Source organism: Neisseria sp. 19428wB4_WF04 (genome assembly GCF_015235335.1).
GTDB classification, from domain to species: domain Bacteria; phylum Pseudomonadota; class Gammaproteobacteria; order Burkholderiales; family Neisseriaceae; genus Neisseria; species Neisseria musculi.
Window position 1 is genome coordinate 1 of record NZ_JADGLG010000068.1, and the last position, 9862, is coordinate 9862.

Annotated in this window: 12 protein-coding genes and 1 pseudogene; 3 read left to right on the top strand and 10 right to left on the bottom strand. The window is 55.1% G+C overall.

The annotated features are described in order from the left end of the window. Both IR141_RS11170 and tsaE read right to left on the bottom strand, forming a co-directional pair. The coding region (locus IR141_RS11170; protein ID WP_135037260.1) for an AMIN domain-containing protein at nt 1-584 on the bottom strand (584 nt) is incomplete at its 3' end. After that, entirely contained in the window at nt 572-1042 is a 471-nt protein-coding gene (gene tsaE / locus IR141_RS11175; protein ID WP_135037263.1) for a tRNA (adenosine(37)-N6)-threonylcarbamoyltransferase complex ATPase subunit type 1 TsaE, read from the bottom strand. The genes tsaE and IR141_RS11170, both read right to left, overlap by 13 nt. Nucleotides 1043-1417: 375 nt before the next feature. On the opposite strand from tsaE, the gene murI reads away from it, so the two are divergent. Continuing rightward, nucleotides 1418-2230 (top strand): glutamate racemase, encoded by an 813-nt coding sequence (murI, locus tag IR141_RS11180; RefSeq protein WP_135037265.1) that lies wholly within the window; start codon nt 1418-1420, stop codon nt 2228-2230. A gap of 594 nt (nt 2231-2824) precedes the next feature. Here murI and IR141_RS11185 read toward each other — a convergent pair. After that, nucleotides 2825-5038 carry a bifunctional (p)ppGpp synthetase/guanosine-3',5'-bis(diphosphate) 3'-pyrophosphohydrolase gene (locus tag IR141_RS11185; protein ID WP_135037268.1) on the bottom strand — a complete coding sequence of 738 codons (2214 nt, stop codon included), beginning with the start codon at nt 5036-5038 and terminating at the stop codon, nt 2825-2827. Nucleotides 5039-5170: 132 nt separating this feature from the next. Between IR141_RS11185 and IR141_RS11190 the strand changes: the two genes are divergently transcribed. Further along, a complete protein-coding gene (locus tag IR141_RS11190; RefSeq protein WP_167743184.1) occupies nt 5171-5341 on the top strand; it encodes a hypothetical protein in 171 nt (56 codons plus the stop codon). 3 nt (nt 5342-5344) lie between these two features. Here the strand turns inward: IR141_RS11190 and IR141_RS11195 are convergent, their stop codons facing one another. Next, nucleotides 5345-5824, bottom strand: coding sequence for an FxsA family protein (locus IR141_RS11195; RefSeq protein ID WP_135037271.1), 480 nt, complete (start codon nt 5822-5824; stop codon nt 5345-5347). Between the two features lie 211 nt (nt 5825-6035). Between IR141_RS11195 and IR141_RS11200 the strand changes: the two genes are divergently transcribed. Next, nucleotides 6036-6746: a M23 family metallopeptidase gene (locus IR141_RS11200; protein ID WP_135037283.1), complete on the top strand. Its 711-nt coding sequence runs from the start codon at nt 6036-6038 to the stop codon at nt 6744-6746. 539 nt (nt 6747-7285) lie between these two features. Here IR141_RS11200 and IR141_RS11205 read toward each other — a convergent pair. From IR141_RS11205 to IR141_RS13555, 6 genes and pseudogenes are all read right to left on the bottom strand, one after another. Next, the gene (locus IR141_RS11205; protein ID WP_135037274.1) at nt 7286-7882 is read right to left on the bottom strand and encodes a hypothetical protein; all 597 of its coding nucleotides are present in this window, start codon (nt 7880-7882) and stop codon (nt 7286-7288) included. A gap of 248 nt (nt 7883-8130) precedes the next feature. Then, entirely contained in the window at nt 8131-8559 is a 429-nt protein-coding gene (locus IR141_RS11210) for a type II toxin-antitoxin system VapC family toxin (RefSeq protein ID WP_135037277.1), read from the bottom strand. A gap of 2 nt (nt 8560-8561) precedes the next feature. Further along, the gene (locus IR141_RS11215; RefSeq protein WP_228068246.1) at nt 8562-8816 is read right to left on the bottom strand and encodes a type II toxin-antitoxin system prevent-host-death family antitoxin; all 255 of its coding nucleotides are present in this window, start codon (nt 8814-8816) and stop codon (nt 8562-8564) included. Between the two features lie 189 nt (nt 8817-9005). Next, nucleotides 9006-9413 (bottom strand): tyrosine-type recombinase/integrase, encoded by a 408-nt coding sequence (locus tag IR141_RS13545; RefSeq protein ID WP_368665556.1) that lies wholly within the window; start codon nt 9411-9413, stop codon nt 9006-9008. Further along, a complete protein-coding gene (locus IR141_RS13550) occupies nt 9376-9540 on the bottom strand; it encodes a hypothetical protein (protein ID WP_187000098.1) in 165 nt (54 codons plus the stop codon). The genes IR141_RS13545 and IR141_RS13550 overlap by 38 nt, the downstream gene beginning before the upstream one ends. A 12-nt stretch (nt 9541-9552) precedes the next feature. Next, nucleotides 9553-9862 (bottom strand): annotated as a pseudogene (locus IR141_RS13555) (hypothetical protein); the annotation flags it as partial.

A 9862-nucleotide genomic window follows, 5' to 3' on the forward strand; every position in this document is an offset into this window, starting at 1 on the left:
GCAGGCGGCGGGGTGTTGTCGGTGACGGCGGGCCGGCGTTCGCGTACGGGCGGGGTGCTGCCGGTGCCGTCGCTGCGGATTTTGCCTTGCGAATAGTCGTTTAAGAGCGCCATCAGGGGGTCATCGGCTTCGGCGGCCAGCGCGGTGGCGGCAGAGGGGTATAAGTCCATCACCAGGCGGTGGCGGAAGTTGGCCACGGGGGCGAGCGTGAACACCTGCGGGTTGGCGGGCTGCTTGAGATCGATCACCACGCGCACGGTGGTGGTAGTGTTTTGGCCGACACGAATGCTGCGGATATAGGGGTCGTTGCGCTGCACTTTGGCGGCCATGCCCTGCAATACACCGTTGAGTGTCGCGCCCTCGATATCGACCACCAAACGAGCCGGGTTGTCGAGTGCGAAGTGTTTGTATTTGAGAGACTGCGAAGATTCAAGCGTGATGCGGGTGTAGGCACTGGCGGGCCAAATACGCACGGCTACAAACTGCGGGGCGGCGGCTTTGGCGGGTGTGCCGATGGGGGTGAGGGTAAACAATAAGCCCGCCGCAGCGCGGCGGACGATTTGGCGGCGTGTTAATTTAACCATGTTTCTAAACTTTTCTTGCCTTTTTCGGTGAGTGCGGTAAGTGTGCATTGGCGGCCGGAGCCGTCGGGTTCGAGCATCACCGTAAGGTCGGCGGCCGGAACGTAAGTGCCGCCTTGTTGCGGCCATTCGATCAGGCACAGGCAGTTGGAAGCGAATAAATCGTCCAACCCTGCATCCTGCCATTCTTCGGGCGAAGCGAAGCGGTAGAGGTCGAAATGGTGCAGCAGGGTGAAACGGGGCAGCGGATAGGATTCGACAAGGGTGTAGGTGGGGCTTTTGACCGCGCCTTTGTAACCGGCACCGCGCAGCAGGCCGCGGGTGAAAGTGGTTTTGCCTGCGCCCAAGCCGCCTTGCAGATACACCACCAAAGGCGGCATAACGGTGGCGGCCCAGCTTTCGCCCAGTTGCAGTGTGGCATCTTCATCGGGCAGGAAACGGGTGGTTTGTGCCAAATCCATATCGGTTTCTCGCTTGCGGTAAGAGTTGTGGAAATCAGGCCGAATTATGCGTCAATTCAGATGGCTTGGAAACCGTAAAAAACGATAAATTCGATTAAGAAGCCGTTACGGCGGCCTTGCGCGCCGGCAGGGTCGGGCAGGGTGCCGGATGCGCTTTAGCGGCGTTGCGGCGTGATGATGCCTGTTTCGAAAAGAACGGTTTTGCAAGCCGCCCAAACAATGCAGAGCCGGCTTGCCGGCCTGCGGCTGTGTGCCGGAGATGAAGCGGGTTTGCGATAGGGTGCTTGAAACGGTGTACAATCGCACACCACCAACCAACAGCCGAGGCCGTCTGAAAGCGGCTGGCGGCTTTTTCAGACGGCCAGACTAAACAATATGGACAACACCACCAAACAACGCCCCATCGGCGTATTCGATTCCGGCGTGGGCGGGCTGACCAATGTGCGCGCGCTGATGGAGCGTCTGCCGATGGAAAACATTATTTATTTCGGCGACACCGCCCGTGTGCCCTACGGTGTGAAATCCCGCGCCACCATCGAAGCCTTCACTTCGCAAATCGTTGATTTTCTGTTGCAGAACGAGGTAAAGGCGCTGGTTATCGCCTGCAACACCATCGCCGCCGTGGCCGGGCAGAAAGTGCGTTCGGCAGCGGGCAATATGCCTGTGCTCGATGTGATCAGTGCCGGTGCCCAAGCCGCGCTGCACACCACCCGCAACGGCCATATCGGCATCATTGCCACCAGCACCACGGTAAACAGCAATGCCTATGCCCGCGCCATCCACAGCCGCAACCCCGGTGCGCGCGTGCAGTCGCAGGCCTGCCCGCTGCTGGTGCCGCTGGTGGAAGAGGGCTGGCTCGACCACCAAGTAACCCGGCTGACTGCGCGCGAATACCTCAAGCCCCTGCTGGCCGACGATATCGACACACTGGTGTTGGGCTGCACCCACTATCCGCTGTTAAAACCGCTGCTGCGCGAAGAAGCGCCGGGGGTAACGCTGGTGGATTCCGCACTCACCACCGCCCAAGCCGCAGCCGAAGCGTTGGCCGAAGCCGGCTTGCTCAACCCCTGCAACGCCTCGCCCGACTACCGCTTTTATGTGAGCGACATCCCGTTGCGGTTCCGCACCATAGGCGAGCGTTTTTTGGGGCGCAGCATGGATCAGATTGAAATGGTTTCATTGGGTTAGCGCGTTCGGTATCGGTAACCGCAGGCCGTCTGAACATTTTTTCAGACGGCCTGTGCCGTTGGTTGTGAAAAATGCCCGCATGGTGTGCATGATTCGTTTTTGTTCGCAGCCCATTGCGGGAATAGCCGAAAATGCCGAAGGGGCGGCGTTGTTTGCGGCGTATCCGAACCTCCCAAAACCATCATTTTGGCAGAAAAATAACAGTGCTCAGGCATAGAGTGTGCAAACAGCCCGGCCTTTACCGACATCTCAGGCCGTCTGAAAATGCGTTCAGACGGCCTAAGTGAATCTAGAGCAGGCAAGCCTGAGGGCGGCTTTTGCTCGGTTTGCTACCGGGCTGTTGAAGCATATTTCCCACGCCCGAATCCGCCTGCAAATATGTTTCGGCGTGAAAACCAACGGATACCCGGGGCAGATCTGGTGTGGCGGGACGGCAGGTATTGCCGGGGCTTCGTTTGGCAGCAGGCCGTCTGAAAAATGCGTTCAGACGGCCTGCTGCGCTTATTTTGCGTTTGCCGCACTGCCGGCATTGCCTGCGCATACCCGGGTCGGCAAAGACGGAAGCGCGGCTTTCACCGATAAAGCGTTTTGCAATCACAGCCGTGTAACGCTCAACACGCCTTTTACTTCGGCCAGGCTTGCCAAAACGCGCGGCAGGTCGCCCACCTGGCGCACTTCCAGCGTGAAACGCATGCTTGCTTCCAAATCGCGGCTGTGGGTTTGCACGGAGGTTACGTTGAGTTTGTGGCGGGCGAGAGTGTCGGAAACATCGCGCAGCAGGCCGCTGCGGTCTTGGGCTCGGATTTCCACATCCACGGCGAAAACCTGCCCTTCGTGGGTTTGCGCCCATTGGGCGGTGAGCACTTTGTCGGGCGACTGTTCGGCCAGATGTTTGAACGATGTGCAGTTGCTGCGGTGTATCGAAATGCCCCGTCCGCGCGTAACGAAGCCGGTGATGTTGTCGGGCGGTGCCGGTTTGCAGCATTTGGCCAGGGTGGTCATCAGGCCGTCTTCGCCGTCAACCAACACGCCGTTTTTGCCGCCTTTTTTGATTTTCGACTGCTTGACGATGGTGGTTTCGCTCAGGGGCGGCGGCGGGGGCTCGACCAGCGTGCCGCAGGCTTTCTGAATGGCGCGCGGCGACACTTCGCCTTGGCCTATGGCGGTGTGGAGGTCATCGATTTTCTTAAAGCCCAGCTTTTCGGCCAAATCTTGCAGATTGGGCTTGGTCGATAATTTAACCAATTGTTTTTCAAGCTGGTTGCGGCCGTTTTCGCGCACGGCATCGGCATTTTGCTGGCGGATGAAGGCGCGGATTTTGTTGATGGCGCGGGAAGATTTGACCCAGCCTTCGTAAAGCCAGTTTACCGATGGAGAGCCTTCTTTGGCGGTGATGATTTCCACCCGCCGGCCGTTTTCGAGCGGGGTGGAGAGCGGCACAATCTGGCCGTCTACTTTTGCGCCCCGGCAGCGGTCGCCGATGCTGCTGTGCAGGGCGTAGGCGAAGTCGATGGGGGTGGAGCCGGCAGGCAGCGACAATACTTTGCCGTGCGGCGTGAGCACATAAATGGTGTCGTTGAAAAGCTCGGTGCGGAATGCGCCGGCCAAATCTTCGCGGCTGTTGTCGGCCATGTTTTCGCGCCATTCGAGCAGTTGGCGCAGCCAGGCGATTTTCTGCTCGTAGGCACCGTCGCCTTTGCCGCCTTCTTTATAACGCCAGTGGGCGGCCACGCCGAATTCGTTGAAGCGGTGCATGTCGAAAGTGCGTATCTGCACTTCCACGCCTTTGTCTTCGGGGCCGATGACAACCGTGTGCAGGCTTTTGTAGCCGTTGCCTTTGGGTTGGGCGATGTAGTCGTCAAACTCGCCGGGCACGGGCTGCCACAGGCTGTGGACGATGCCCAGCGTGGTGTAGCATTCGGGAATGCTGTTTACCAGAATGCGCACGGCGCGGATGTCGTAAAGCCCGTCAAAGCCCACCTTTTTTTTCACCATTTTTTTATAGATGGAATAAATATGCTTGGGGCGGCCGGCCACATCGTAGCGGATCGGGTATTTGTTGAGCTCGTTGCGCAGGGTTTGCAGAAAGTGTTCGATGTATTCGAGCCGCTCGGTGCGCTTTTCATCGAGTAGGCGGGCGATTTCTTTGTATTGCTCGGGGTTTTGGTGGCGGAAGCCCAAATCTTCGAGCTGCCATTTGAGCTGCCACACGCCCAGGCGGTTGGCGAGCGGCGCAAAAATATCCAGCGTTTCTTTGGCCAACGCGCGCCGTTCGGGGCTGTCGGGCAGGGTGCCGATAAACTGCATGGTGCGGGTGCGCAGCGCAAGTTTGATGAGCACCACGCGGATGTCGCCCACCATTGCCAGCAGCATTTTGCGCATGGCTTCGGCCTGCCGGGTGCGTTCTTCGGGTGTGGCGAGGCTGTCGATGCGGGCGAAGTGGGTGAGTTTCTGCACTTCGTGTATGCCTTCTACCAGGCTGCATACGGCTGCACCACATTTTTCGGTTACGGTTTCCTGCCAGTTTCCGATAAATGAAGGAATATCGGTAAGTATGGCGGCGGCAACGGCCTCGGGCAGCAAATCCATTTCTGCCACCATCTGCGCTGCGCCCAAAACATGGCTCAGCAGCGGTTCGCCATGGGGGGTGAGGGCATCGACTGGGTAATGTGTTTCGGCCAGCTTGCGGGCGTTGAGCAGGATTTGGGCATCGTTGTCGTTTAATTGGGCGGTGTAGCCGTTGAGCCATTTGTGGTAATTATCGAGATCAGGCGCGATGCTGCTGGGTGCTTGTCTGATGTTGCTCATAGAGTTCCCCGATAAGGCTGATATGGAGAGGCTATTGTATAGCATGGCCGGCGGGTTTTAAACCGATGCGGCACGAAATGGTGAAATCACACAGAATGGGAGCAGGGCGGTGAAACTGCCGGTGGCTCGGGCATGCAGAGCCGCTATGTGCTGTATCGGCTCGGGGGCGGGCTGCACGTTTTGCGTTGCTTTGCTGCAGCGCAGTGCCGCTGTACGTCCCAATGGTTGGAGCGGGTAAAAAACTCAGGCCGTCTGAAAAAAGTTTCAGACGGCCTGAGCCGCTTTAAATGCAGTGTAGTGTAACGATTAATCGGGTTTGTGTTCGATATAGTCTTGTTTCGGTTTTTCAGACGGCTCGGTAACGGTGTATTCGCCTTCAATGATGTCGCCGCTGCCGCCCGGGGTGCGGCGGAAAGGATTATCGGCGGAGCCGAAAGTGCCCCCGGTTGTGTTCATTTGGGCAATCGGTTTGCCTTTAACCGGCAGCAGCAGAATCAGGGCGATGGCCAACGACACAAAACCTGGGCTCATCAGCAGCAGCGCGGCAACGGCATAACGGATGGGCCATAACATTTGGTAGAGCGAAATCCCATTGCCGCTTCTCATGGCTGCACCCGCCAGCAAAACGCCCGAGAGACCGGTGTGGCGCAGCATCATCACGCCTGCCATAAAGCTCAATATCATCAACGCCAGCGCAATGCCGCCGCCCAGCCAGTCGGCCACCCACACGATAGACATGATTTCCAAAAACAACAGCACCAGAAAACCGATACCGAAAAATCGCATTGTGCAAACTCCTTATTATTGTATTGCCGCGCATAAACTCCGAAACGGCGGCGCGACCGGGGTGCCGTTTTTTATAAAATAAAGCCCTGCCGGCGCGCTTTCAAGCATTTTCGATGTGAAAACGGGTAAAATACATGCGCTCAAACTGGTATTCCCAACAACAGGCCGCGCCGGCATTCGGGCGGCCGCCGAAATCTGCTATCCTTACACCATGAACACACAAACTGCTTTCCCCTCAAAATTAACCACCTTTCTGCTTTCCGCCGCCGCATTTGCTTTGGCTGCCTGCGCAGGCACTTCCTCAACCGCCTCCGGCCCCGTTCCCGAAGGGCATTACCGGGTGCAAAGCGGCGACAACCTTTACCGCATCGGCCTGCGTTTCGGCCAAAGCGCGCAAACGCTGGCCGCCTGGAACAATCTGAGCGATCCCACCAAAATCGAAGTCGGCCAAGTGTTGCGCGTGCGCCCGAAAGGCAGCCCCGGCTCCGCATCAACTTCTGCGCGTGCCCCGGCAGGTTCTGCCGCAGGGGAAACCACCGTTGCCCCCACCAACCGGCTCAACCTGCAATGGCCGGTGGACAACGGCCGCGCCAATATTATCGCAGCGTATAACGGCGGATCCAATAAAGGCATCGATATCGGCGGCGAAGCCGGCACGCCGATAAAATCTGCGGCAGCGGGGAAAGTACTGTATGCAGGCGAAGGCTTGCGCGGCTACGGCAAGCTGATTCTTATCAGCCACAACAGCAGCACATTAACGGCTTATGCCCACAACCAGAGCATTTCGGTGCAGAAAGACCAAACCGTGCGCGCGGGGCAGGTTATCGGCATGATGGGCGACACCGATGCCGAGCGCGTGAAGCTGCACTTTGAAGTGCGGATTAACGGCAAGGCGGTCAATCCCATGCCTTATCTGAATTAATTTTTTCCCCAATATCTTTCAATACGCACTCGGGCCGTCTGAAACGTTTCAGACGGCCCGAGTGCGTATATTTAGGATTAGGAGTTATGTAGATTAGCCCTTAAATCCCACACTAATCCCGCAGCGTTTCAAGCTGCCCGGACGGTGTGCCGAAGTTAAACCGACCCCCCATTCTTTCAGGAAAAGCAGGAAAGATTTGCGGCCGATTCCGTAATATTCGCATAAACCGCGTTTTGCCCGATGCCGATGGCCTTACCGCCGTTTGCCAGTTTGAAAGGGTGGGGCATATCGGGTCGTGGCGGCGGTTTTTGGGGTCTAAACGGCACCAAAGCGTGCTTGCCGAAATGCCTAGCCGTTTGATTACTTCAGGTTGGCGCAAGATTGTGTTTGCCCTAATTCAATCGCTTTCTGCCCGTTTGGGCGTGGTTGGAATATGGCTACATTTTTTCAAGAAATTTTAGACAAAATAATACCCTATGCGCGCATAGAGTAGGCTTTTACGCGTATAGGGTATGGGTTTTTCGCGCATCGCTCAATAGCTAAACGCCTTGCAGCCAGTTTTTCCGCATCGTTGATTCAGATACATAAAATCTTGACGCGGCTTGTTTGGCAAACTGATTTTTGCTTAACCCGCTGTCTTTGTACTCCCGTATCGCCTGTGCTTTTAGTTTGTTTGTTTTTGCGTGTCGGGCAAGCGCGGCTTTTCTGTTGGATTCTTTTATCAATTGTTTTTCTTTTGCTGCTTCCAGCGCGGCTCTCTGTAAGTCGCGCCGCGCTATTTCTCTACCTTTTCTCTCGATTTCTACCATCGGCGGCTTGTATGTTTTCTTGGGCTTTGCATTCTCGGCCTTCAGCTTTGCGATAATCTCATTTTCTAAAATAACAACATCACCGCTTGGCGTGTGGTGTTTCATGCTTTCGTATATTTTTAATTCATTTTTGGCCCGTGCTAATTCCAATTTGCTGTTTGCAAGGCTTTCTCTAAGCTGCTTGTTATCGTTCTCTACTATTTGAACCTGCTTAGATGCTCTTTTTATGTGTTGTTCAAGTGTCTTTTTATGCTCCCTTTTAAGCCTTTCTGCTTCGTCTTTCTCTTTTTGCGCTTCATCTCTCAGTCGTTTGGCCTTTTTGTGCATCTCTCTGGATTCTTTTAAATTTCGCTCTATTTCAGATACCTGCTGCTCTGATATTGTTTTTTCTTTCTTTTTTGTGGAGGGTATATGTAAACAATCTTCTTATCCTGCTCTTGTCTTTTCAATATCTTCCGCTACGTCATAGATGCTGAAACTATGCCCGCTCTCAGCATATTCCAAAAGATAACCGTAACTTCCCCATTGATTCATTTTTTCACTCCCGATAACTTAAAAAATACTTTCAGACGGCCTTAAACTGCAAATGGGTTAAACAGTTCGGTCTTAGTGTTTCTAAAATCCGCCGTGTTGCGTGTTACCAATGTAAGGCGGTGCTGTATGGCTGTTGCCGCTATCCGTGCATCGTTTTCAGGGGCTGGGTTGGGGGTGTGAAGTTTGGCGCAAATAGCGGCGGTGTTGCGGTCTATGGGCAAGATGCGGCCTGCGAACATTTCGGCCATTACTGCCATTACTGCGCCATACCATGCCCGCAATGCCGCTCCTTGTGTTTGGTCTTTGCGCTCCATCAGCAAAATGCCCCGCTCAAGCTCCATCACAACAATAGGGCTGGTGTAGAAAACGCCGCTGTCGGCGGTGGCAAGCCAAGAGGTAAGCCCTTTGTCTGCCGTGCCGCGTTTGATTTTCCGCATCTCGCTGATTATGTTGGTATCCAGCAAATACACAGTTATTCCCCTAAATCGGCATTACGCCGCTGCGCTTGGCTGCGTGGCGGTATCTCAAGCTCTATATCGGCAGCATCAGAGCTGTCTATTTGCATCAGTACATCAAGCGCGCTTTTCGGCCTGCCTGCCAGTTGCCGATAATCGTCATAACTCAATAACACATGCGCGGGCTTGCCCCTGTTGGTTATCACTAAGGGCGCGCTGTCGGCTTCCCGCATGGCGCGGGTGGTGTAGTGGTTAAACTTCCTGCTCGTCATAATCTTTTCCATTATCAAACTCCTGCGTTTGTTTTGGATTAATGTTATTACCTTAATTTAATCCAATGCAAAGCAACGGCATATTATGCCGCCGACAAAAAAGCGGTAAAAATCCCCGCTGCTTCGGCGGGGTTGCCGGTATTTGGGATTGCGGGGCAATGATGGGCGGTTGTTAAAACCTACACAACATCAGCTTCTTTCTGCATCAATCAGGGCTGGGGCGGTGTTGTACCGCTCACGCAAATAGCCTGAATACCATTGCATCATTTCTACCCGTTGCGGCAGATATTCCGTGCGGTGGTATGCTGCCCTTACCTTGTTTTGTTCCACATGGGCAAGCTGTCGCTCGATTACATCGGGCGGGAAACCGTTTTCATTCGGCACATCGGCAGCCGGGCTGCGGAAACCGTGCGGCGTGGCAATGCCCTTGTATCCCACGTTAATGATTTTGCCTGCGGTGTTTTCGCTGATGTGGCCGTCTGAATGGGTGCGGCCGGGAAACAGATAACAACCATGCCCCGTTGCGGTGTGTAGGCTTTCCAGTAGCTCTAAAGTCCAATCAGACAAGGACACAATATGCGTCGCCCGCATCTTCATCTTTTCGGCGGGAATAACCCATAGCCGCTTGCTGGTCAATTTCTTTCCATTGTGCAAAGCGGATATTGCCCGCCCGCACAAAGGTAAGCATGATTAGCATCATGGCTATGCGGTTTTCTTGGCGCATCGGTTCACGCATTTAACGGTGGTAAAACTCTGTGATTTCACTTTGCGGAAAGGCGGGCCGGTGTTTGACCTTTTCACGTACAATCACGCCGCAAAGGGCAAAGGCAGGGTTCTCTGCGGCATTGCCCGTCTGAATGGCGTAATTGAAAACGGCCTTGATACGTTGCAACACGCGGGCGGCGGTTTCAGGTACCCCACGCGCTTCTACCGCCTTACCGTTTCCAGCTGTAACGGGGCTTTGATTTCGGTAACGGGGTGCTTTCCAAGCATCGGGAAAGCGTCTGTTTCCAAAGAATACAACACGCGGGCGGCATGGTTGCTTG